At 39.7% G+C, this 24778-nt stretch carries 18 protein-coding genes and 1 pseudogene; 12 read left to right on the forward strand and 7 right to left on the reverse strand.

The window, feature by feature from the left end:
• The first annotated feature begins 521 nt into the window (after window positions 1-521).
• The 10 genes from QNI22_RS36425 (at window position 522) to QNI22_RS36470 (ending at window position 16656) form a co-directional block, all read left to right on the forward strand.
• The gene (locus QNI22_RS36425; protein WP_314519082.1) at window positions 522-3833 is read left to right on the forward strand and encodes a SusC/RagA family TonB-linked outer membrane protein; all 3312 of its coding nucleotides are present in this window, start codon (window positions 522-524) and stop codon (window positions 3831-3833) included.
• Window positions 3834-3854: 21 nt separating this feature from the next.
• Entirely contained in the window at window positions 3855-5666 is a 1812-nt protein-coding gene (locus QNI22_RS36430) for a RagB/SusD family nutrient uptake outer membrane protein (RefSeq protein ID WP_314519084.1), read from the forward strand.
• A gap of 683 nt (window positions 5667-6349) precedes the next feature.
• Window positions 6350-8044: a glycoside hydrolase family 43 protein gene (locus QNI22_RS36435; RefSeq protein ID WP_419836266.1), complete on the forward strand. Its 1695-nt coding sequence runs from the start codon at window positions 6350-6352 to the stop codon at window positions 8042-8044.
• A gap of 20 nt (window positions 8045-8064) precedes the next feature.
• On the forward strand, window positions 8065-8916 hold the full coding sequence (locus QNI22_RS36440; RefSeq protein WP_314519085.1) for a sialate O-acetylesterase: 852 nt from the start codon (window positions 8065-8067) through the stop codon (window positions 8914-8916).
• Window positions 8917-9085: 169 nt separating this feature from the next.
• Entirely contained in the window at window positions 9086-9964 is an 879-nt protein-coding gene (locus QNI22_RS36445; RefSeq protein ID WP_314519231.1) for an alpha/beta hydrolase, read from the forward strand.
• A gap of 35 nt (window positions 9965-9999) precedes the next feature.
• Entirely contained in the window at window positions 10000-11160 is a 1161-nt protein-coding gene (locus tag QNI22_RS36450; RefSeq protein WP_314519087.1) for an alpha/beta hydrolase-fold protein, read from the forward strand.
• Window position 11161: 1 nt separating this feature from the next.
• Window positions 11162-12238 (forward strand): alpha/beta hydrolase-fold protein, encoded by a 1077-nt coding sequence (locus tag QNI22_RS36455; RefSeq protein WP_314519089.1) that lies wholly within the window; start codon window positions 11162-11164, stop codon window positions 12236-12238.
• A gap of 32 nt (window positions 12239-12270) precedes the next feature.
• A complete protein-coding gene (locus QNI22_RS36460; RefSeq protein WP_314519091.1) occupies window positions 12271-13386 on the forward strand; it encodes an alpha/beta hydrolase in 1116 nt (371 codons plus the stop codon).
• Window positions 13387-13428: 42 nt separating this feature from the next.
• The gene (locus QNI22_RS36465) at window positions 13429-14661 is read left to right on the forward strand and encodes a family 8 glycosyl hydrolase (protein WP_314519094.1); all 1233 of its coding nucleotides are present in this window, start codon (window positions 13429-13431) and stop codon (window positions 14659-14661) included.
• Between the two features lie 54 nt (window positions 14662-14715).
• On the forward strand, window positions 14716-16656 hold the full coding sequence (locus QNI22_RS36470) for an alpha/beta hydrolase-fold protein (RefSeq protein WP_314519096.1): 1941 nt from the start codon (window positions 14716-14718) through the stop codon (window positions 16654-16656).
• 232 nt (window positions 16657-16888) lie between these two features.
• Here QNI22_RS36470 and QNI22_RS36475 read toward each other — a convergent pair whose 3' ends face one another.
• The 3 genes and pseudogenes from QNI22_RS36475 to QNI22_RS36485 all read right to left on the reverse strand — a co-directional run.
• Window positions 16889-17383 carry a hypothetical protein gene (locus QNI22_RS36475; RefSeq protein WP_314519098.1) on the reverse strand — a complete coding sequence of 165 codons (495 nt, stop codon included), beginning with the start codon at window positions 17381-17383 and terminating at the stop codon, window positions 16889-16891.
• Between the two features lie 266 nt (window positions 17384-17649).
• Entirely contained in the window at window positions 17650-17823 is a 174-nt protein-coding gene (locus QNI22_RS36480; RefSeq protein WP_314519100.1) for a hypothetical protein, read from the reverse strand.
• A gap of 49 nt (window positions 17824-17872) precedes the next feature.
• Window positions 17873-18001 (reverse strand): annotated as a pseudogene (locus QNI22_RS36485) (dioxygenase family protein); the annotation flags it as partial.
• 687 nt (window positions 18002-18688) lie between these two features.
• On the opposite strand from QNI22_RS36485, the gene QNI22_RS36490 reads away from it, so the two are divergent.
• Window positions 18689-19495 carry a hypothetical protein gene (locus tag QNI22_RS36490; RefSeq protein ID WP_314519101.1) on the forward strand — a complete coding sequence of 269 codons (807 nt, stop codon included), beginning with the start codon at window positions 18689-18691 and terminating at the stop codon, window positions 19493-19495.
• On the opposite strand, the gene QNI22_RS36495 is transcribed toward QNI22_RS36490, so the two are convergent.
• The 3 genes from QNI22_RS36495 to QNI22_RS36505 all read right to left on the reverse strand — a co-directional run bounded on the left by QNI22_RS36495 (window position 19470) and on the right by QNI22_RS36505 (window position 22936).
• Window positions 19470-19952 carry a leucine-rich repeat domain-containing protein gene (locus tag QNI22_RS36495; protein WP_314519102.1) on the reverse strand — a complete coding sequence of 161 codons (483 nt, stop codon included), beginning with the start codon at window positions 19950-19952 and terminating at the stop codon, window positions 19470-19472. The genes QNI22_RS36490 and QNI22_RS36495 overlap by 26 nt on opposite strands.
• A 225-nt stretch (window positions 19953-20177) precedes the next feature.
• Window positions 20178-20468, reverse strand: coding sequence for a hypothetical protein (locus tag QNI22_RS36500; RefSeq protein WP_314519103.1), 291 nt, complete (start codon window positions 20466-20468; stop codon window positions 20178-20180).
• A gap of 1169 nt (window positions 20469-21637) precedes the next feature.
• Entirely contained in the window at window positions 21638-22936 is a 1299-nt protein-coding gene (locus QNI22_RS36505; protein WP_314519105.1) for a T9SS type A sorting domain-containing protein, read from the reverse strand.
• Window positions 22937-23468: 532 nt separating this feature from the next.
• Here QNI22_RS36505 and QNI22_RS36510 point away from each other — a divergent pair.
• Window positions 23469-23705 (forward strand): hypothetical protein, encoded by a 237-nt coding sequence (locus tag QNI22_RS36510; protein WP_314519106.1) that lies wholly within the window; start codon window positions 23469-23471, stop codon window positions 23703-23705.
• Window positions 23706-24099: 394 nt separating this feature from the next.
• Here the strand turns inward: QNI22_RS36510 and QNI22_RS36515 are convergent, their stop codons facing one another.
• A complete protein-coding gene (locus tag QNI22_RS36515) occupies window positions 24100-24759 on the reverse strand; it encodes an NAD(P)-dependent oxidoreductase (protein WP_314519107.1) in 660 nt (219 codons plus the stop codon).
• Between the last annotated feature and the right edge of the window lie 19 nt (window positions 24760-24778).

Here is a 24778-nt window from a genome sequence, read left to right on the forward strand (position 1 = left end):
ATAGACTTTGTTGCATTCTCTGCATACTACTTTTTAACTCAACTAAAGTAAGCAGTTGAATGATCTAGATTAAGATAGTGGAGAGAATAATCCATCAGAAATTTATTCACACACTAAGTCGAGCTGAAAACATACCACTTTAGCTAATTTCCCTCCTCTTTACATCATTTGTTATAGTATTTGACCAAATAATTATACTCTTCTGTGGCAAAAAATGAGATGTTTGTAAGAATATTAGTGTAATTCCATGAAATAATTTAACAAAACCAAGCAACACATTTCTACTTATTTCATCAATCCAGCTCCTTAAAAATATATAAACTAGATATGCTTCAATCATAGTATTGGTAGGTTCACCGGTTCACAATAAGATAAGTTTTATGATAAATGTATTTCTTCTTCAACTTTTCTGACGCATCAACTATAAAATGGTGAGTTACTTTTTATAGCAATGAAAAGACCTTTTTAGTTGGTAGGATAGTATTTGAAAAAATAACACTTGAAACGAAAATTAATAATCTATGCAGTATCTTTTACGAAAACGAAATCATCGATTCAGAATAGTAAAAATGAGTAGTCTGTCATTTTTACTATTATTTTCAGTGAGCCCTATATCCCATGTTTTGGGGAGAACAACAAATCCTCCCTCCAATGGGCACACATATCGATCATTCAGCCCTGGAAATAATCTTCCTCATACAGAAGAAGGAACATTTCTCTCAAAGAATAGTCAGAAAGTTAAACCATTCGAAATACAAATCACTGGTCAGGTTACAGACGATAAAGGAGAAGGACTGCCAGGAGTGTCAGTTCAGGTAAAATCAACTACTCGTGGAACAGTTACGGATGAGAAGGGAAACTACAAGATTGGGATTGAAGAAAATGCTCAGGCAGTGCTGGTCTTTTCAATGATCGGTTATGTGACTGAGGAAGTACCTGTAGGAGCCAAACAAGTGGTCAATGTTACGCTGGTTCCAGATCTGAAAACGCTGGATGAAGTGGTAGTAGTTGGCTATGGCTCTCAGCGAAAGCGTGATGTTACCGGAGCAGTGACCTCTGTCAGTGAAGCTACTCTCAAAGAAGTACCTGCACCCAATCTGATAAACCAGTTAAAAGGTCGTGCTGCAGGTGTATCAATTATAAGCAATGGCTCAACTCCTGGCTCACAAGGCCAAATCCGTATTCGCGGAAACCGGACGTTGACAACTAACCAAGGCTCCAGTGATGCACTGGATGGACCGTTGGTTGTGGTAGACGGAATTCCGTATGGAGGACTGAATGACATCAACCCGGATGACATTGCCAGTCTTGAGATCCTGAAAGATGCTTCTGCTACTGCTATTTATGGCTCCAGAGGGGCTGGCGGTGTAATATTAATTACAACCAAACGGGGTAAAGTAGGTAAGCCTGTGTTAAGTTATGATGGCTATCATGGAGTAACCAGTATTTATGGTAAGTATAATATCATGAATGGCGAAGAATATGCCCGCTTCAAAGAAGATGCAGCCAAATACAACCGCACCAACCCTGGAACATCAGGGTATCTACTAACACAGGCAGAAAAAGATGCACTAGCGGCCGGTATTTCTACTGACTGGCAAGATCTGATCTACAAACAAGGGTATATGACCAATCATCAGCTAAGTTTGCAGGGAGGAGCAGAAAATACCCAATATGCTCTGGGAGCAGGATATTTTCGTGAAACAGGCATTATTCCCAATCAGAACTTTGAAAGATATTCCCTGCGTGCAACCATTGATCAGAAAATTGGCAAGCATGTTAAGATTGGATTAAATACGCTGAATAATGTTACCTATCAGAATAACCCAGGTGGTGGTGGTATTCCTTCAGGATTGGTACGGTTAACACCATTGGCACCAGTATACAATACGGATGGCACTTTAAATATAAATCCTGCTGCAGGCTCCATTGACGCGGCACAGATAAACCCAATGACTATTATTACCAGAAGTGATGCCATCCTAGGACGTACCCGCTCGCTTCGAACCTTTAACAGTTTATATGGAGAGGTAAATATCATAGAGGGTCTACGGTATCGCTTCAATGCGGGTATCAACTTTAGTCAATCCAATTACAATGGATACGCAGGCCCTAATACCTATTTCAATACGGCAACTGTTCAGTCTTCATCCAGTGCTGAAATCAGCAATACGGAATACTGGGATCTGAACTTCCAGCACCTGTTATACTATGATAAGGTTATTGCGGCTAAACATAAAATAGGATTTACTGCCTTATATGAGATCACAAAAAATCATTCACTAGGTAGCCGCTTTACAGTACGTGGGGTTCCAGCCGATTATATTAAAACAGGAAATTTTGCCCTTGCGTCTGGACAACCTGTTGCCAATTCAGACTTTGGTAATTCATTTGCAGAAACTGGTTTGCTTTCCTATATGGGTCGCTTTAACTACAGTTACAATGACCGGTATCTGTTAACTCTTACTATGAGAAGGGATGGTTCCTCTACACTTTCCAAAGGCAATCAGTATTTCAACTACCCATCCATTGGTTTAGGATGGAATATCAGTGATGAGAATTTTATGAAGGGTGTGCGATTTATTTCCAACCTGAAATTAAGAGGAGGTTGGGGTATTTCAGGAAACAGAAACGTGGGAGCCTATGCGACTCTGGGCGCATTATCGACAGGATATTACAACTTTGGTACTAGCACCCCAGGACAACAACTAGCCTATACAGTAACCAGCCTTCCAGCTACTGGCCTGGGTTGGCAATCTACTTCACAGATAGATATTGGACTGGAATTTGGCTTGTTCAATAACCGCGTTACGGGTTCAGTAGATTACTATCATCAGAAAACAAAGGACATTCTTTTATCAGTTCCACTTCCTCCTAGTAACGGAGCGGGATCTACCTTAAAAAATCTTGGAAAGACAGAAGGTAAAGGTTTGGAAACATCACTGACCTTTGAAATTCTCAAGAATCCCAATGGATTTAACTGGAGTGCAGATGTTACCTATTTCTTTAACCGTGAAAAAATCACTCAGCTTACTACGCCACAGGAGCAGTCAAACGTAGGTGCAGGCTGGTTTGTAGGTCAGCCACTGACAGTTATTTATGACTACAAAAAGATTGGGATCTGGCAAACAAAAGATGCTGAAGACGGTACATTGGCCAAACAAACCTCGCCCGTTCAGTATCCGGGACAAATCAGAGTTGAGGATATAAATGGTGACAATAAGATCGATGCCAAAGATCGTCAGATCATTGGAAATTTTCAACCTAAATGGGAAGGAGGTTTCACCAATCGGTTTAGCTACAAAAACTTTGATGCCTCTATTGTTCTATATGCCCGGATGGGAATGAAGGTATTGGTGCCTTACCTGACAGGTAACTCTACAGGTGCAGGAGGTTTTGCCTTCTTTAACCAAAGCCGTGTGAACCAAATGAAGGTAGATTACTGGACAGAGGATAACCCGACCAATGCCTTTCCTGCACCAGATGCAGCTAATGCGGTTGCCTTTTTCGGTTCAACACTGGGATATTATGATGGATCATTCATCAAATGCCGAAGCATCAATCTGGGATATACCTTTTCAAGTCGCATAATCAATAAAATCGGTGCAAGCTCTGCAAGATTATATGTGAATCTAACGAATCCGTTCATTGTATACTCACCTTTGGTTAGAGATAAACTGGTACTGGACCCGGAAGGTAACAGCTATGCTCAGGATGCTACTGTTAGCCCGACTGGCGCAAGCGAAACAGGCGTTCCTGGCCGTCAGATTGGTGTAAACATGAACAATCCTCCTGTCAGACAATATACACTTGGTTTAAATATCAAATTCTAACCTGGAAAATTATTAGTAGAAATGAAACCTATTAAAGCACTACTTATACTTACGGCAGCACTTGTGTTTAGTCCCGGTTGTGAAAGCATCCTGGATGAAAAACCCCAGTCTCAGATTGTCCCTTCCTTTTTTAACAGTCCGGCAGGAGTGCTGGGTGGCATTGCAGGAGTGTATAATGACATACGGTCACAATGGGGAACTGAGGGATTTACTATGGAAATGCAGGCCGGTACAGATGAATTCCTGACGGGTGCCAGCGGCAGTGGTCCAGTTTTTAACTATAATGGCCTGAATGGAAGCAACTTCGGGTCTGCCTGGGGAATAGCATTTCAGGATATTAACACAATCAACGGAGTATTGCAATATGGCCAAAGCATTGATGTACCTGAAGCTACACGAAAACAATACCTGGCCCAGGCTAAGTTTTTAAGAGGCTTCTGGTATTTCTATCTGGTACAAACGTTTGGTGATGTACCTCTGCATACCGAATTCATTACTGCACCTTCTCAGGCTGCTTCACGGCAACCTGTAGCGGAAGTATATGAACTTATTATCAAAGATCTGACTGAAGCCGCTGCTGATTTACCAGACAAACCGACTACTCCTTTTTTGGGTAAAGCTGCTACCAAACCTGTAGCCCAGTTGTTACTGGCGAAGGCTTATCTCACCCGTGGCTGGCTTAACAATACCCAGTCAGATTTTGAACAGGCCGCAACTCTTTGTGATGATATCATTGCCAATAAATCGAATTACGATCTGGATTTATGGCAGGATTATGGCGATGCATTTGTGCCTGCTAATGATTATGGAAAAGAGACTATGTTTGTCAGTGATCATATGCTGGATCCTAAATATGGCTATTATACGGTAGGTGGAGCTGCTGGCGGAGGAGCAGCACAAAATCTTACTCCCTGGTTTACCAACTGGAACTATCCGAACAACAGCGGAGTCAACTCCTACAAAAATGCCTCTGGCAATTTGGTTAATAATGGCACTTCAGGTATGATTCGTGACTCTTACTATGGTCGTCCGTATCAACGTTTGCGCCCTAATAGTTACAAATGGCCTTCTGGTGACAATGCAGGCAAAAATTATTTTCTGGATCAGGCATTCGCCAACAGAGATATTGACTCTCGCTATGCCAAAACATTTTATGATGTGTATATCAGCAATACTTCCATAACTGTAAGTGCGACAGCAGATCATAATGAGAGGGGGATTGGTTTCACGACAAAAGTAGGAGTAGATACTGCTGTTTGGTTACCTGATTATGAAGTAGCTGGTGCACCTCAATTTGTCGGAACCCGACCTTTCAAAGGAATTGTAGTGCCTCCTAGTCTATGGAAGAGTGACATCTTTCCTGCTGTTAAAAAACATATGGACCCAAGTCGGGGTGCCAATTTTAACGACCCATCTACTCGTCCGTGTGTATTGTATCGTTTCGCAGATGTTTATCTGACAGGTGCAGAAGCTTACCTGAAAGCAGGTAATGCAGGCAAAGCTGCTGACTTGATTAATGTAATACGAAAAAGAGCTGCATTCCGGAAAACCAACACTACAGCCCAAAATGAAGCAGCTGCGGAAGCAATGACTATTACAGCTGCTGATGTAACAGTTGACTTTATTCTCGATGAGAGAAGCCGCGAGTTTTTTGGGGAGTGGCAACGATGGCTTGATTTGGTACGCACCCGTTCACTGGTAAGACGTGTGAAAGCCTGGAATCCGGAAGCAGGACAGTATATACAGGATTTTCATATGCTCCGTCCTATTCCACAATCTCAGATTGACCGGGTTGTAGAAGGACCTGCATTTACTCAGAATACCGGATATTGATAAATCAATAAATAAAGAGGATGGTGCCACTGCTTGTATCTGTTTAGGTACAAGCAGTATTATGATTTATAGTTTTCTTTATCTGGGGTTATCTTAATTAAAATCTGACTATGTATACAAGAAATCTCAGGCTATCCTTTCAACCAGAATACGGCAATGAATTTCCACAGGAAGAATGGATTTGTAATGCCCAGATACCCTCTGGAATCTTTTGTCAGAGGTGGAGTCATTCGCATCCTAAGCATAGAAAGTCAATGCACCTGGTCAGACATTGTATGCTGAGTATACATTTGAAAAACAATCCTGAGTTATCTGAACAAGAGTACAATGATATGTTTTCTACCATTGCTTATAGATGTTCCCTCCCTTCGAGTTTAAACAGTGTATGTTCAAACTCATCTGGCACTCTAATCAATAATAATATAGAGTAGGAATTTGCTTCAAGCCTCTCCTAGCACTCTGACAACACTATCTATCCTTGTACTTTCTAAATCAAACTAATAAATATTATTTGAACTACAATTTCTATAACATTTCCTAGCTTTCCTCGGAAAACAGTGTAATTTTGTACCCTTTGCTTTATGTGTCAATCTCACACGTATCAATACATGGTAAGACACATGCAGCAAGGGTTAATTTGCTAATACTACAAACCTAAACCTGACAATCCACTTTTTCTATCCATGCAAAAAATACGACGTACCTTACTGCATTTAGTCTCTGGCCTGTTAACACTTTTTCTCAGCTATTCTATGCAGGCCCAGTCTATTACACTGACCAATCCCATTCTGACAGGTTTTTATCCGGACCCTAGTATTGTTAAGGTTGGAACGAACTATTATCTTATCAATTCCACGTTCTCTTATTTTCCGGGAATCCCAGTGTTCCAAAGCCAGGACCTGAAAAACTGGAAGCAAATTGGCAATGTCATTGACAGACCTTCCCAAATGGACTTTATGGGTGAACGATTGACTCGTGGTCTGTTTGCACCTGCTATCAGCTATTACAAAGGAACCTATTATGTTACCTGCACCGATATTGATCATGATGGCAACTTTGTAGTGACTGCCAAAAATCCGGCAGGGCCTTGGAGTAATCCGGTACGAATTCCACAGGTACGGGGTATTGATCCTTCCTTGTATTTTGAAGAAACAGGCAAGGCTTATATCATCTATAACAGTGATGCACCTGATAACAAGCCCTTATACTCAGGCCATCGAACGATTCGTATGTATGAATTTGATCCGGTAAGCCTGAAAGTTATTGGAGAAGAAAAACAATTGGTGAATGGAGGAGTTGATATCAGCAAAAAACCTGTCTGGATTGAAGGTCCCCATATTCTAAAACGTAATAACTGGTATTATCTCTATGCAGCGGAAGGAGGAACTTCTGTAAACCATTCACAAGTAGTTTTTCGGAGCAAGTCTGTGTGGGGGCCGTATGTACCGTATGAGCACAATCCAATTCTAACCCAAAGAGATCTCCCTCAAGACCGTAAAGATCCTGTTACCTCTACCGGACATGCACAGTTTGTTGAAGGGCCCGATGGAAAAACCTATGCAATTTTTCTGGCTGTAAGGCCCTACACTGGAGATTATTACAATACAGGCCGCGAAACATTCATAGCACCAGTGGAATGGAAAGAGGATTGGCCAATTATCAATCCTGATAACAAAGAGGTAAAGTATTCTTATACTGCAAACTACAAGGAGGTCAAACAGCCTAGCGCTTTACCTCAATCGGGTAACTTTCACTATACGCTAACCTTTGATAAAAAGCTTGATCCTGCGTTATTGTTTATGCGCACGATCGACAGCAGTTCTTTTTCCTTATCCAAACAGAATGGCTTAACACTAAAACTAAAACCGGAAACGTGTATGGATTTTGCCAATCCTTCCTTTATTGGCAAACGACAACAGCATTTGTATTCCAGTGTAGAAACAGAGTTAAGCTTTGCTGCCCGTTCTTCCAGTGAAAAAGCAGGTTTGCTGATTTTCCAGAGCGAAGATCACTTCTATTTCTTGTGTCAGTCTCTTAATCAAAATCAGAAACCGGTTATTGAACTCTATAAAAGCACCCCAAAAGAGAAAGCCATGCAACTGCTGGCAGAAATTCCACTTTCTATGCAGACCAAAAAGACAGGACTCCGAATTGTCTCTGAAGGAGAAAACTATAGTTTCTATTTCTCAACAGATGCGGAAAGCTGGTCAGTGGTAAAAGATAAGGTAGATGCCAAGTTTGTAAGTACAAAAGAAGCAGGTGGTTTTGTAGGGTGTTTGTATGGAATGTATGCAACCTCTTCTGGTGAGAAAACAGATAATAAAGCTTCTTTCAAGTATTTAAAATACGCAGGAAACGATTCCATATATACAAAATAAAAGTGCAATTCAGTAAACAGATGAAACCGTATCTTAGGCTTATACTGATAGCAATCCTACTCTTTTGGGTAGTAGACGGATTTTCTCAAAATCCTGATTTTCATATTTATCTCTGTTTGGGACAATCCAATATGGAGGGGAACCCGCCATTTGAACCACAGGACACTGTGGCAGACAATCGGTTTGTCGTGCTCGAAGCTGTGGATTGCCCCAACCTCGGACGAGTAAAAGGCAAGTGGTATCCGGCAGTGCCTCCTTTGTGTCGTTGCCGTACCGGACTAAGTCCAGCCGACTACTTTGGCAGAACAATGACAGCTCATCTACCCGAAAAAGTTAAAGTGGGTGTGATTAACGTAGCTATTGGCGGATGTAAAATAGAATTGTTTGACAAAGATAGTTACCAAAACTACCTCGCTACTGCCCCTGACTGGATGCTTAACATGGTAAAAGAATATGATGGCAATCCCTACCAGCGCCTCATTGATATGGCAAGGCTGGCACAAAAAGATGGCATAATTAAAGGTATTTTGCTACATCAGGGTGAGTCCAATACCAATGATACACTATGGACCAAAAAAGTAAAAATTGTGTATGATAACCTGATAAAGGATTTGAAGTTAGACCAAACGAAGGTACCCTTATTGGCTGGTGAAACTGTGCATGAAGATCAGGGTGGCAGATGTGCATCTATGAATAAAATCATTGCTACCCTTTCTGAGGTGATTTCAAATTCTTATGTAATTTCCTCAAAAGGTTGCACTGATGCCGCTGACAATCTGCATTTTGATGCGGCAGGATGTCGTAAACTGGGCAGGCGGTATGCTTTTCAGATGTTGTCTCTAATGGGGTATACAAGTAAGGAAGTTGATTAGTTGTGGTTAGATCTAAAATTAGTACAGACAGCACTTCTCTTGCTTGTTTCAGATGTAGTCCACACTTCATTGGCAGGATAGGCAATCTTATTTAAAAGAAGGTGAAAATAGCAAATCTATGACAAATCCACTTACGCTTACATTGACTAGATATAGCCGTCATTTTATCATGGTAAGTCTGTTTCTCGGATGGACTTCGATAGTGAATGCACAACAGGTACTGCCTTTGTATCCGGCCAAGATTCCTAATACAAAGCCTTCAAAGGTTACCGAAACTGGGGCAACTTCCGGAATTATCCGGGGCATTACCAAACCTACGCTACAAGTCTATCTTCCTGAAAAAGACAAGGCAACAGGTACAGGTGTAGTGATTATTCCAGGAGGTGGTTATGGTGTAGTAGTCTATCAGGGCGAAGGCATTGATATAGCCAAGGAATTTGTAAAGCGTGGAATAGCAGCGTTTGTACTAAAGTATCGACTTCCCAATGATTCAATTATGCCAGACAAGAAGATTGGTCCCCTACAGGATGCGCAGCAAGCAATAAAGTTTGTTCGGGAAAACGCCAGTAAATGGGGAGTAGATACGCACAAAATAGGGATCATGGGATTTTCAGCAGGAGGTCATTTGGCCTCCACAGAAGCTACACACTTTGAAAAATCACTGATCGATAATCCGGAACAAATTAGCCTACGCCCTGACTTTCAGATCCTCGTCTATCCGGTGATCAGTATGCGAGATAGCTTAACGCATCAAGGTTCCCAAACCAATCTGTTAGGTAAAGATCCATCTACTGAGTCTGTCAAACTGTTTTCCAATGAATTACAGGTTACTAAAAATACACCTCCTGCCTATATTACCCACACTGCTGATGACAAAGTGGTAGATGTAGACAATAGCATTGCCTATTTTGAAGCGTTACGGCGTGAAAAGGTGGAAGTAGAAATGCACATTTATCCCAAAGGCAATCATGGATTCATTTTTCATCATCCCGGATGGATGGAGCCTTTGTTTGACTGGATGAAACGTAACAACTGGATCAAGTACTAATCACCTAAAAACCGAACTACTTAACACCTGTTTCTATGTATCCACATTTTTACAAATTTTTTACCTTGACTTTGCTTTTTGCCTGCAGCTGGGTAATTGCTCAGCCACCTAGAGGGCCATTGGTTGTATCGCCACAGGTACACACAGATAAACGAATTACATTTCGCTACCTGGCTCCTACTGCCCGTCAGGTACTATTGGATGGGGGTCAGTTTGGCGCATCCGGCGTCCCAATGACTAGAGATTCTATCGGTATCTGGAGTGTAACTGTAGGACCCATAAAACCTGATATTTATCCGTATGGATTTAAAGTAGATGGCGTAACAGTGATGGACCCGGCCAATGTCAACTACTTTCCCAACGAACGGTTTAAAGCCAGTCTGGTGGATGTGCCTTCTGAAAAACCAGCTCTCTATGATCTGCAAAATGTTACACATGGTACCATAACCTACGAATACTATCCATCTGTTTCAGGAATCACAGGAAGAGTTGTGGTTTATACCCCTCCAGGATATGATAAAAGCCCTACCAAAAAGTATCCTGTATATTATCTGATTAGTGGTACTACCGATACAGAAGAAACCTTTTTTAAAGTAGGTCATACCAATCTGATCCTGGACAATCTGATTGCACAGGGAAAGGCGGTGCCAATGATTGTAGTTATGCCCTATGGAAATATTGCAGCTCGTATAGCAGAGCAGTCGCCTAATGGCACCAAACCTGCCGATCCTACAATCCGTGATGCACCAGATGCTGTCAGTCGGGCCAAAGCATTTGAGGATGACTTGCTGAAAAATCTGGTACCCTATGTTGAAAAGAATTACCGCGCTATAAGCAGTCGCGACAGCCGGGCTATAGGCGGATTTTCAAGGGGTGGAGGACAGACACTTCGTGCAGCATTCGGTAATATGGATAAATTTGCCTGGGTGTGTTCTTATGCCTCTTACCTTTCTCCTGCCGAAATGGATCGTTCCTTTAGCCAAATAGGCGGCAATGCTGCCAACACCAATAATCAACTGAAATTGCTTTGGTTAGGTATTGGGACAGAGGACTTCCTCTACAAGGGTACCGTTGAGTTTATGGATTATCTCACAGCAAAGAAAGTAAGCTACAAAAGCTTTACTACTGATGGTGGCCACACATGGATGAACGTAAAAAAATACCTTACCGAAACACTACCTCTCTTATTCAGATAAAATGAAGACAGCACTTTTTTTACCTCTGATACTTTTATTTAGTGTATCAGCCTTGGCTCAGCAGCGCCCCCCGGCAATTTCTTCGCCTGATGTACATACAGACAACCGCGTTACGTTTCGCTACTTCTCCAGACAAGCACAAAAAGTGACACTAAACGGAGAATTTTTATCTTCTCCCCTACCTTTAACAAAAGATACCTCCGGCATCTGGAGTATAACCGTAGGCCCGATCACCCCCGACATCTATCCTTATAGCTTTCAGGTAGATGGGGTTGATGTTGCTGATCCTAACAATACCTATATCTTTGCCAATGAACGTTTCAAGCGTAGTATTGTAGACATTCCTGGAAACACACCTCTGGTACATTCACTACAGAATGTGCCACATGGCAAAATTCATTATCAGTACTATAAATCTGCTACACTGGGTACTACACGTACTCTATTGGTCTATACACCTCCCGGATTCAATCCCAATGGAAAAACCAAATATCCGGTATTGTACCTGATTCATGGCGGATCAGATACTGAAGAAACCTGGACCAAAGTAGGTCGGGCCAACTTCATTGCCGATAACCTGATCGCTGAGAAAAAGGCAGTTCCAATGATCATTGTTATGCCTTACGGCAATATACGCCCTAGCCCCATGCCTGATTTTACCAAAGACATGACACAGGATATTATCCCTTTTATAGAGGCAAATTATCCGGTTTTCAAAGATAGCAACCATCGGGCAGTAGCAGGATTTTCGGTTGGTGGTGGACAGACTCTTAACATTGCCTTTACCAACACGGATAAATTTGGATATATCTGCTCCTATGCACCCTATACAGCAACCGAAGAGTTTACCAAAAACTTTACAGACTGGAAACCCAATGCAGATCTGATAAACAAACAAGTGAAACTATTCACTATTAGTGTCGGAACTGAAGATTTTCTGTATGAGAGTGTAAAACAAAACATTGCCATGTTTAAGGAAAAGAAAATCAAGGTAGAGCCACTTATTGTGCCTGGTGGACATACATGGATGAATTGTAAACTTTTCTTAGCTAAGTCCTTACAACAAGTATTTAAATAAAACATAAGCCACTTACTAAACATCTGAGAAAAATGAAAGTCAAGTTGTTACAAATAGCACTCATTACCTTTGTTACAGGTGGGCTTTGCTTTGTACAGGCACAACAGTCTACAATCAAAGAAGATTTTAAGCCGTCTACAGTAAACCAGCCTGGACAGGAATATCCAATGGTAAACTCTCAGGGTTATGCACGTTTTAAAATAATTGCTCCTGCAGCCGATAGTGTACGGGTAAGTTTGGGTCTGGGAGGAAGAGGTGGCACCAAACTCAGCAAGGCGGCAGATGGTTCATGGATGGGTACAACCGACGGACCAATGGACGAAGGCTTTCACTATTACAATGTGAACATTGATGGTGGAAAATTCAATGATCCGGGCACATTGAATTTCTACGGCTCTGTACGTTGGGAAAGTGGTATTGAAATACCGGCACATGATCAGGATTTTTATGCGCTCAAAAATGTACCTCATGGCCAGGTACAACAGGTTCTTTTTCCATCGCCCAGTACAGGTACTTCTCGCAGAGCTTTTGTCTATACTCCTCCTGGATATGAAAAAGGAAAAGATAAATACCCTGTTTTGTATTTGCAACACGGCTGGGGAGAAGATGAAACAGCGTGGAGTAATCAGGGACATGCCAATTTAATAATGGACAACCTGATTGCTGATGGAAAAATCAAGCCTTTCCTGATCGTAATGACCTATGGCATGACCAATGAAGTAAAATTTGGCAAGATTCGCGAATTTAGTATTGTGCCATTCCAGACCGTACTTGTTGATGAGCTTATTCCTTACATTGATGCTAATTTCCGTACCCTTGCCACTAAGGATAAAAGAGCTATGGCCGGGCTTTCTATGGGAGGAATGGAGACAAAGCAGATTACTCTGAACAAACCAGAGGTCTTTTCATATTATGGACTGTTAAGTGGCGGATTGTATACACCTGCGGATATCAAAGACAAATCAAAAGTAAAGCATATATTTCTCAGTTGTGGAAGCAAAGAACGTCCTGAGGGGGTACAGAAGGCAGGCGAAGAACTCAAAGCTGCAGGAATCAATGTCACAACTTATATTTCAGAAGGTACAGCGCATGAGTTTCAAACATGGCGTAGAAGCTTATACCAAATGGCACCTTTGCTTTTTAAATAGCATATTCTGGAAAAGCAAGAGTACATAAAACAAGTCTTTACCATGAAACTTATCCTTATTCTTATTTTCCTCTTGTCTATCTTTCCGGATGGTGTGGGTATAGCTCAAACCACACGATATCGAAATCTGTTCAAAGAGGCAGGTTATAGCCAGGCAGATATAGAGGCAAAGGTTGCGAAAGCCTATTACGACATCTTTGAAGGTCCCAACCGGGTATACTTTCAGGTTGGTGATACCATGGCTTATGTTTCAGATATTAAAAATCATGATGCCCGTACGGAAGGACTCTCCTATGGGATGATGATAGCTGTTCAACTGAATAAAAAAGATGTATTTGATCGTATCTGGCGGTGGTCGAAAGCCTATCTGCAACATCAGAGTGGCCCACGGGAGGCATATTTTGCCTGGAGCATTAATCCCAAAACCATGAAGCGTAACTCCGAAGGATCGGCTTCGGATGGAGAGCTTTATTATGTTACCAGCCTTTTGTTTGCGGCCAATAAGTGGGGCAACAGCACAGGCATTCATTATTACAATGAAGCCCGGCGTATACTGGATGCCATGTGGAAGAAAGATGGGTCCGGAAACATATACAACCTGATTAATACTGAGCATAAACAAATCACCTTTGTTCCTGAAGGGAATGGCTATCAGTGGACGGACCCATCGTATCACTTGCCGGCCTTTATGGAAGTATGGGCGTTGTATGCCAACGATGGACATGAATCGTTTTACAAAGTCTGTGCGGATACATCACGGGCATTTCTGCACCGAGCCTGCCATCCTGTTACCGGACTAAATGCTGACTATACAGAATTTAGCGGAAAGCCACATGATACACCATGGTCGCCGTCTGCGTTTCGATATGATTCGTGGAGGGTTCCAATGAATATTGCCATGGACTATGTCTGGTTTGGTAAAGACAAAAAATGGCAACAGGAATATGCTAAACGCTTTCAAGGATTTCTCCGCTCAAAAGGCATTGACACGTTTGAAGACCAGTTTAATCTGGATGGTTCACGCCCGGAGTTTGTCCTGCAAGCGGGTCCGGAAAAAAAGCTCAGGCATTCGTTGGGTTTGGTGGCGACTGCGTCCTCTCTTTCTCTGATTAACTCGGATAAGAAAAGCCTTGACTTTGTGCATGCCCTATGGAAGGCTAAACTCGAACCTTACAACGATGGATATTTTGATCCCTATTATGATGGATTATTGTATTTATTCACCCTGATGCATCTGAGCGGAAAATACCAGATCATTACTCCACAAACACATTAACTTTAGTACCTATTCTCTTCACTGGCATTTATTCACGCTGAAAGCTATACACGTATGAAACGGTTTTTACTTATATCCCTGACTTTTCTGATTCTACAAATCAATACCCATTCACAAAATGTTGCTCAACAAAGCATAGCCAAGGAGGCTCCCAAAGGATTTGATATAGTACGTACAGGAATTGCTCATGGGAAAATAGATACCATCCGGTACAACTCCAAAACTGTAGGTACTACTCGAAAAGCGTTGGTTTACACTCCTCCTAATTATAACAAAAAAACAAAATACCCTGTACTATATCTTCTACATGGCATTGGAGGGGATGAAAAAGAATGGCTCAATGGCGGCTCACCACAGGTGATTCTGGACAATCTCTATGCGGATGGTAAAATCAAACCTATGATTGTAGTTTTACCTAATGGCAGGGCTATGAAAGATGACAGACCTATCGGCAATATTTTCGATAAAGATAAAGTAGAGGCTTTTGCCACTTTTGAAAAAGATCTGCTCAATGACTTAATTCCCTTTATCGAGAAAAAATATGCAACGCTCACCAATCGGGAATCACGGGCTATTGCCGGGCTTTCGATGGGTGGTGGACAATCGCTGAACTTTGGATTAGGCAATCTTGACAAATTCGCATGGGTTGGTGGTTTTTCATCTGCGCCGAATACCAAAAAGCCTGAAGAGCTTATTTCCAATCCACAAGAGGCTAAAAACAAACTCAAACTTTTATGGATTTCCTGTGGGGATAATGACAATCTGATCAACTTCAGCAAACGTACACATGACTATCTGTATGAAAAAGGAGTTCCACACATCTATTATATTGAACCGGGTGTACACGATTTTAAGGTATGGAAAAATGGTTTGTATATGTTCTCCCAGTTCCTGTTCAAACCTGTTGATGTTTCCAGCTTTTCCAAATACACTATCTTAGGTTCACCTGCTTCTACCAATATCCGCAATGGAAAATATCCCCAGCTATTGCCTAATAATCGGGTAGTTTTTCGCATCAAAGCTCCACAGGCACAAAAGGTTCAGATTGACCTGGGCAAAAAATATGATATGACAAAAGATACAGCTGGATTTTGGACTGTTACTACCGATTCCATTAGTCGGGGATTTCATTATTATTCTCTTCTGATTGATGGAGTTGCGTTGGCGGATCCTGCCAGTGAAAGTTTCTATGGTATGGGACGAATGGCCAGCGGTATTGAAATTCCTGACAGAGATGGCAGCTTTTATGCCCTTAAAGAGGTTCCACATGGGGATATACGCATCCGAAAGTATTTCTCAGCAGTGACCAATACCTGGCGTGAGATGTATATATACACACCTCCGGAATACGACAAGTCATCTAATAATTTTCCTGTTCTCTATCTGTTACACGGAGGAGGAGAAGATCAGCGTGGATGGGCTACTCAGGGAAAAACAGATCTGATTGTGGATAATCTCATTGCTGAAGGCAAAGCCAAACCCATGCTCATTGTCATGCTGGATGGGAATGTAAACAACGGTGGTGGACTCGCCGGATTTAATGAGAATGTGTTACGGGCATTTGAAAATGAATTAAAGCAAACTGCGATTCCGTTTGTAGAAAGTAACTATCGTGTGCATACCGATGCAAAAAACCGAGCCCTGGCAGGGTTGTCTATGGGTGGATTGCAAACATTGTATGCGGGGATCAAGAATACCAATATGTTTAACTATTTAGGTGTTTTTAGCTCAGGTTGGTTTGCCAACAATACTGCCCTATCTGATCCTCAATATGACTTTATGAAAAATAATGCTTCTGCCATCAATACTAATTTGAAACAGTTCTGGATTTCAATGGGCGGAAAGGAAGACATTGCTTATGAAAATTGCAAAATCATGCGGGGAAAATTTGATCAGATGGGTATCCGCTACAACTATAGTGAATACGCAGGTGGGCACACCTGGCCCGTTTGGCGTCATGATTTGTTCGAGTTTTCACAGATAGTATTTAAATAATGATTTTGCATTATCTGGAAATATATACCATCCTGAATGTCAGATATAGGAGTTCGATCTGAAATCTTATAAATACCAGAGCCTATATTTTTAACAGAATGTAGGCTCTGTGCTCTTTTGACTGATTTTCAACTTTGTTGTTACTGGACGTGTCTTGTATTCTCTCAAATTGCTGTTCTTTGTATTAAAGTATTTAAGAAAACCTCAGTTTACTTCAACTCTGTTATAGGTATTATGGTGTAATGGCTAGTAAAAGACTTTCTGAGGTGAGTGATTCCATTGCCTCGCAATCCCATAAAAGGACCATATCTCTTTCGTAAAGTAGCCGTCCCTCTATTTCAAAAGGTTCATTCAGATTAAAAGCAAGAACTTTGGGGCTGGTATGTTTTAAATCAAGAATATATTCTGCTCTTCTATCAAATTTTCCAATATAGAAACACTCCAATAGAAAATCCAGAGAGAGTAGGGTTAACGAATTTTGGGTAAGGCTAAAATCACAAACACATAATGGTGGCTCATACCCTTGGGCAGAATTGTTTTTATCTGCTCGAACAGAAACTTCTATAAAGTTAATATATTCATCATCAAACGGAGTAGTTATATTTAATTGTTCACCGGATTTAACAACCTGACAGAAAATCTGTCCTGCATCCACAATATGTTCATTTACCAGCAAAGCACACACCAATGGTAATAGAATAAAATAACATGGTTGTTCAATAGACAAAGAGATTGTTTTTTTGGTGCTAACAGGATATCATTCAAACTTAAAATACTCCCAAACTTTTGTTTTATCAATGGAGATCTATTTGTGTCAGGTATGCGCTAGTACAGACTGAAATCTTCTGTAGAAACAAGCTGCCGTTTTTGATTGATAAGAAGTATGCCTTCAGTTTGAGGAATCATATAAATAATTATCATTGTATCACTAGACAAACAGGACTCTGAGAATATACCTCAAAGTCCTGACCTTAAAATCCAGAGAGTAATAGACTATCCATTAACAACAATAGTATGTGTCAGCATATATCCAGAAACTATACTTCCTGAGAAAATCCCCATTTCGTTAGCATAGCCATCTCTGAAGATACTGTCATTTTTCAGTAATCTATCATGTACTCCCCGACCAACATAGTCTGGTACTGTTGTATAAAGTATTTGACACAAATCGTTAGAAAATGCTATTTGTCTGATTAATACTGAAGTTCCACTTGCACTATACATGTACATGAATATGTGGCAAACGACCTCTGTACCAACCCGGAAAAATACTTGTAAAAGAAACCTGTCCGTTAGAATCGTTGGCTTGCCGGCCTCTGAGCCAACTCACAGATTTCAATGCTCCATATTCGGAGTAGTTTCCTAAAGTGTTACAATGCCAGAGGTTAACTAATACTTCTGATAAGACTGCCTAGTCTGAATTTTTATTCTTAATAGTAATCTTTGCAGATAGATTAACTCCCAAACGATCTCCGAAAATGTTAGATCTTACCAAAGAAGATAGCTTATGAATGGGGTAAGGTCCTGCTGTTTCCGTATTGGTGACAGTACAATTACTGCTAGGGTCTCCAGTTGTAGAACCTGTAGTGGAGCTTCCAGTTGTGAAGAGGGTGTCGATTCTTCTTTCTGGCAGGCTGCTACAAGTGAGGCAACTGTTAAAAAATCTAAGACAGATAAACTTCTTCTTAAAAATTCAGGTAGACTTTTTCAAGGATTACAAAAAACACCTTTTCACTTTCTGCAAATACACATATTCATGTATTGAACAGCCTTAAGTGAGCTACTACTTTTGTGAAACCTCTGTCTAAAACAGCTTTCTCTGAATCTTAAATTGGTATGCACCTGGTCTACCATAATGGAGATGTGGACAGAATCTGAAAACTGGTTATTAAAATCAATTTGACTCATGAAATATAACGCATTCATTAAGTGTTCGTTCATTTAGGCTATCGACAGCCGTTGTAATTGCTTCTGTTAATTTATCTCATTCAGTTATACTCCTTTATCCTATAATCAATCCAACGAAAATTTTATGAATCTTTCTGCATTTGCTCATTACCGTATTTCTTTCATTGCCTTCCTCTTCCTATTGCTTGTCATAGTAGCTTGTAAAAAAGATGATGCTCCAACAACACCATCCGTAAATACTGACTGTCAGGTAACTCGTGAAGAAGATGAGGAAGGATATGTATTGTTTGAATACAATACTGATGAAAAGATAATTAAGGCATCCTCCTATGATAAAACAAAGAATAATGCTCTAGAAAGCACCTTATTCACTGATTATACCAATGGAAAGGTAGAAAAGATCCGGATTTTTTATAATGGAAAAAATTCTGGTACACCAGACATAACTGCTATGGCCACTACCAACGCCTCCGGCAAAATTCAAACGCTGACAGCCCCCTTTTTAGGTGGTGTTTCGTCTACGGCTACTTTTACCTATACTGGTGATAATATAACTAAAATTACACGCAATGACACTCAATTCCGCTATGAATATGATGGCAATGGCAACCTGACCAAGATCTTTTACAAAATTGGCAGCCAGGCCGAAGAATTAGTCACTGAGTATACCTACGATAACAAACCTAATCCACATCGTACATACGTAGCTCTATTGGTTTTTGCTGTGGTATTTGGAGACATTGCGGATGTGGTGAGTTCGAATAACCCCATCAGTGAGAAGTCGTATGATGGTGAAACAGTGAGTTCGACCTCAGCTTATGCATACACTTACAACGATAAAGGTTTTCCACTTACTGTTAAACAGACCATCTCCCAATCGGGAAAGGCGGATGAAGTCATCAACTTTACTTTACAATATACTTGCAAGTAACATACATCCGCTCCAGAAAAACTAGTTCAACCGGAATTTTTTGCAAGCAAGTACGTCCAAAATAGATATTCTCTTTTTTTTGAAAATCAGCAATTCGGGAAGGAAGTTGAGAGAGATTGCAACTACCTATGTTCAGAAATTGGAGGGTAGATGGATTGAGACAACTTAGAATCTGATCCAAATCAATCCTTCTATTACCGTTAAGAATAAGATTACTTATGTTAGGCATATAGCCAGGAAAATGGACTATATTGTTGTCTTCAACATTTAGTATTTCCAGGTTTTCACAATTTTGGATAACAACAGGCAATTGCCCCAGATTTAGATTTTGCAGTATAAGTTTTTGCAGATTAGATAACGTTTGTAAAGTAGAATCTGTATCCGAAAATAAGATTGCTTTCCCTTTTGAGGCGGATGAACTTACCACACGCATCTCGATTTCTTTGAGATGCGACAATTGGAACAAATTGTTTATGATCGATTTTACAGAATCCGGGAAAGGAAAACCAGAAATAATTAGCCTGAATATTTTGAGCTTCGGAATGGAAAAAATATCTCCAGAGGAAAGATACACTGGTTACTTACTTCAATAGAAAGAATCTCCAGATTAGTTAGCTGGCTGACAAATTCTGGAAAATACTTAAAATGAATAGAAAAGATAGCTTCAGGTGCTTCAGATTTGTTAATCGGGCAAGAGTATCCAGTAATTGTTCACTCTCAAGAACTTCTGAATGTATAAAATATCCAATTGGGTTAATGATTCCACAGAACCCACTAGTTCCAGAAATCGGATATCTGCAGCTTGTGTTTGTGAAGACAATTTAAAGTCTGCCACCCTGATTGCTTTTAGAGAAGACAGCGAAACCAGTTTTTCAAACACATCACAGAATGGATGTGTTTTTTGATGAGCCCATCTGCATTGAATTTCGATTGACTCAATGCCTGAGAGTTTTTCTGCCTCTTGTGGAGTCATTATTGTGTTCTCAGAACCAAGTAGAGAGTCATATTGCGTACCAAAGATAAATTAAAAACCTAACTCTGGACCATCAGCGTCACAAGGTATACAAGGATGCCGGACTAAAAAATGTACCGCCGATCTCCATTGAGAATACAGGCTCATACATGTTGATCTAACAAGTTTTTAGCAGATGTTTTTAGCTGAAAAAGTTCTTGTAATTGAATTATTATCGAAAATAAGCTTGAATGGAGGTTAAGAAATTATAAATTAACTTCTAATAGAATAGAAATAGACTTGTTTCCATTGCTTTTTGAATTTACACATATGGAATCAACGACAAAATAAAACACTGATACATAACCAGTTAACCACTGCCTGGGCATTATTTTTGTTGCTTTTTTTATACCACTCTCAGTTGAGTGGTTGAATTATTCAAACTGTGGTGAAAACCTTGCGTTCCCTGAATGTGGGGTTTTCCTTCCAACATAGTCTTATCCTGAGAGCCGTATTAATGGTAGCTTAGCTTTTACTAAATGCTATCCTCTGAATTCTATTATTTATGGGTTGTCTTGTTGTATAATGTATAAATGTTTATACATCGGAAACCTCATCCTTTATTTTAGGTTAATGGCAAGGTTGAATACCATTAAAGTGACTTTTAACTTATTCACATTTCAAGCAATTTTATAAACGTTATTACTCTGATATGCAAGGTTTGGGATAAACAATAACATACAAAGTTTCCTTCAGTGTACGACCATCTAAGGAATCTATCTATCTAAATCTATATAGAAAATCTATTGGCATAATCTAATATTTTTCGAAATAGGGCTCCAGTATTGTTTTTATAGGTAAATAACTGAGAAGGCCCAAGTCCATTTATAAAATATTGTAGCCTAAATTGTCTAATGTCTTTATAGGTTGTTGTCAATTCTATTACAAACTTGTATAAGTATTTAGAAATTGTGAACAGGTGAGTAGAGGGCTTATCAAACAAAACAATCCGTAACGCTTCTCTGTTAGTCTCTATGAGAAACATTACGGATTGTTTTTAGATCACAGATAGAGTACTTATTGCAACAACGAAATCAGATGTACACTTTTCACATATTCTTCGGGAAAGATTTGAAAAAACAAACCCCTGATTTAAGGAGGGGTTGTTCTGTACATAGCATAAAATATGTTTACTGTTTAATGATTTTGAACTGTTCGTTTTTACCCGTTTGATCGGTGATGTTAATCAGATACAACCCAGGAGCTAAAGAATTATCTTTGAATGAAATAGTCTCATTAGCAGACGCTTTTTTCGAGAAGAGCACTCTTCCTTGCATAGACATTAGTGTTACATTAGCGTTTTGATAAGTAGGCTTAAGCTGAATAGATACTTGATCTGAGAAAGGGTTTGGTGAAACAATGGAAGGGCTATCCAACTCATCACTGATAGCCGCTCCAGCCAAACGAGAAGACAAACTACCACCTCCAGTAGTAAAGGTAGAAGTAACAGATGTTGGTCCATAACATACAAAGCCGCCGCTCACACGTACTTCATATTTGGTATTAGGCTGTAAAGCAACAGAGGGTGTCCACTGATTGACATTTTGACTTACATTCTGACGAATATAATCTTCTCCTTGCCAGTCTGCCGGATAACGATCAATTTCATAACTGATAAATATCCATTGAGTGCAGCCCCCATTTGGATTAGTTGAATAATTACCAAGAGTAATAGTAGGTGTAGTAGAAACATCTGTAGCACCTGTTGTAGGACTAATAAACTCAGCTGCCTTTGGAGTTGGAACAATATAGGGAACGTTGTATGTATTTTGAGCTAGTATAGTTCCTAAGGAATCAAATGTGGTAATAGTTAACTCTTTAAAATGCACTATACCCTTTTCGATCTGCGTAGCATCATATATATATGTAAAGTTAACAGGTTGTACTGCCTCGTCAGATGTTAAGGTTTTTGTATCTGCTGTATAAGGAGAACCTACATAAAATCGTACAGTAATTTTACGGGCGTTAGGATTATTGGGGTTAACATTAAAACCAAAATATCTGTTTGTTTCATACAAAACCAAGGTATCAGCCGAATTAATCAGAAAAGGCTTAGCTTCTACAACAGGTACATATTCTGTAAAAATAGTGTAATAGGTTTGTCCTATCACATAGCCATGGCTTCCCAATGTGCTTACTTCAATCAGGTACTGATTACCTGGCTGCAATGGAGCATCTGCAATTAAAAACTGGTTGGTAGAGGCTGCATTCTGAGTTGCTTCATAAACAAATGTCCGAGGGTCATTTAACAGGATCTTTACTTTTACCTGTGCAGCTAATGAATCATTGGCTTGTGTTTTAATGACCAATGGTGCAGCAACGTTGACAGTTGAACGATCAGCAGGAGAAATGACTAAAGGATCTGAAGCATAACTGGCTTGTGTCAAAAAATAGCTGAATACGAACAACAGCTTGTAAAAATGATTCATAGTATAAATTGGTATAGGTAGATAATATAGTAGAACTGTTACTAAAGAATATTTATCTCTTAATAACTACTATGCTTGATAGTAAACAAGAAAGTGAAAAAAAATACATCTGTTTTGCAAATAAAATATCATACACCCAATACTCTACATTACATCTTAGCCATACTGTTATAAAGTAAAAAAACCATAAACTTCTGATTAACAACAAACAACAGATACTTCATTAGCAAATTGCAGATAAATTATAGAATAGAACCAGCACTCCTTCTAGGATTCTTTATTTTCACATTTATATTTATAATAAACCCAATTGAGGCATAGCTGCTATAGTATAAAATAAGAAGCAACTGATTAGTCCTTAAAAGAAATTATACTACTTCTTTTAAATCATACAACATATAAAACCCTTTAGTGAATAGAAACTCAGGTTACAAAAGATAACCCTCAATAATTTTCATTCACTTTGCAAGTGTGTGAAGGGCACTATACATAATCTACTTATTCATGAAAAAATTTACTAAAAACCTATAGTTTGGTAGATCTGTTCCTGATACTCATTCCTATTTCCGGCTATTCTCAAAACTGGCATATTGTCACACTAGGTAATCAGGGAAGTATTGAGTTACATTGTATAAAACAAGTGAAAGACACGGCAAACTATCAGATAATTACCTGTAGCAATGATAGCTTGAATTTCAGAATCATCAACAAGGATGTATTTGCTCAGATAGAGATTCAACATATTATGACACAATATGAGGTAGACTAAAGGTTGAATGGTATGCAGGAGTTAAAGTAGCCTTTTGAGAGACATTATATGGTTAGGTATTTTTCTGTCTAGTAAATGAAGGCGAACTTAAATCCAGGCATTAATCATACGAAACATACGCATCTACTTCTATGAAAAAACTTTACTACGAAATTAATTATATAAAGCTCATCACGGTATCCTACTCTATGAATTATTGCTGTATTTTAACAATAGTAGGTCTATTCATTTCAGGAACGAAAGTGAGCCATTAATCCGGAGATTGTTTTGATCAAAAGTTCTTTTGGCTAGAAGAAACCGTAAAAAAGTTTTTGTATAGAATAAACCGCAACATTATTTATACATTGAGTTTACCACAAAATTTTTGTCGAGCACAATTCATAGTAGCAACATTTTACGATTCGGATAAAATGGGAGTTTTATGCAGGAAGGCATCCTCAGTGAGCTGGTCTACCATAAATTTGGCCAGCAACATTCTACTTATTTTAAAGGGCGAAGGAGTTTTGTTATAACTAACTACCAGTTTTCCCGGATTAGTAGTATTTGTGAGTCCTACAGGTCGGGCTATTACCCAATCCAGACCGGATTGCTGTACTAACTGCTCCTGTTGGTTATGATCAGCAAATACAATTTTAAAATTGGTTAGTCGGATGACCCATCTCATAAACCAGGGAGCATACGAATAGGAATCTCCTGCCCCAACAGACGAAAGTGTAACAATGCGCCTGATACCATACTCATTCATTGCCTGTATTGCATTACCAATACTTTTTTCGAGTGTCTTCGGAGGAGTAATCATTTTAAATGAAAAGCTGTCTTTTACAGAAAGAGCACTCAAGGCACTGAGTACATAGTTACATCCAGCCATAGCTTTTTGCACATCCTCTAAATGAGTAGGTGATCCTTTGTGTATGGTTAGTCGTTCGGAAGTTATCGTAAGTTTTTCAGGATTACGTACCAATGCAGTGATGGAGTATCCCTTCTCCAAGGCATATTTGACTATTAATTGGCCTGTTCTCCCATTAGCTCCAAAAATGAGAATTCGTTTATTCATAAAGATAGGTTGTTTTACT

It is taken from the genome of Xanthocytophaga agilis (assembly GCF_030068605.1).
In the GTDB taxonomy this organism is placed as follows: Bacteria; Bacteroidota; Bacteroidia; order Cytophagales; family 172606-1; genus Xanthocytophaga; species Xanthocytophaga agilis.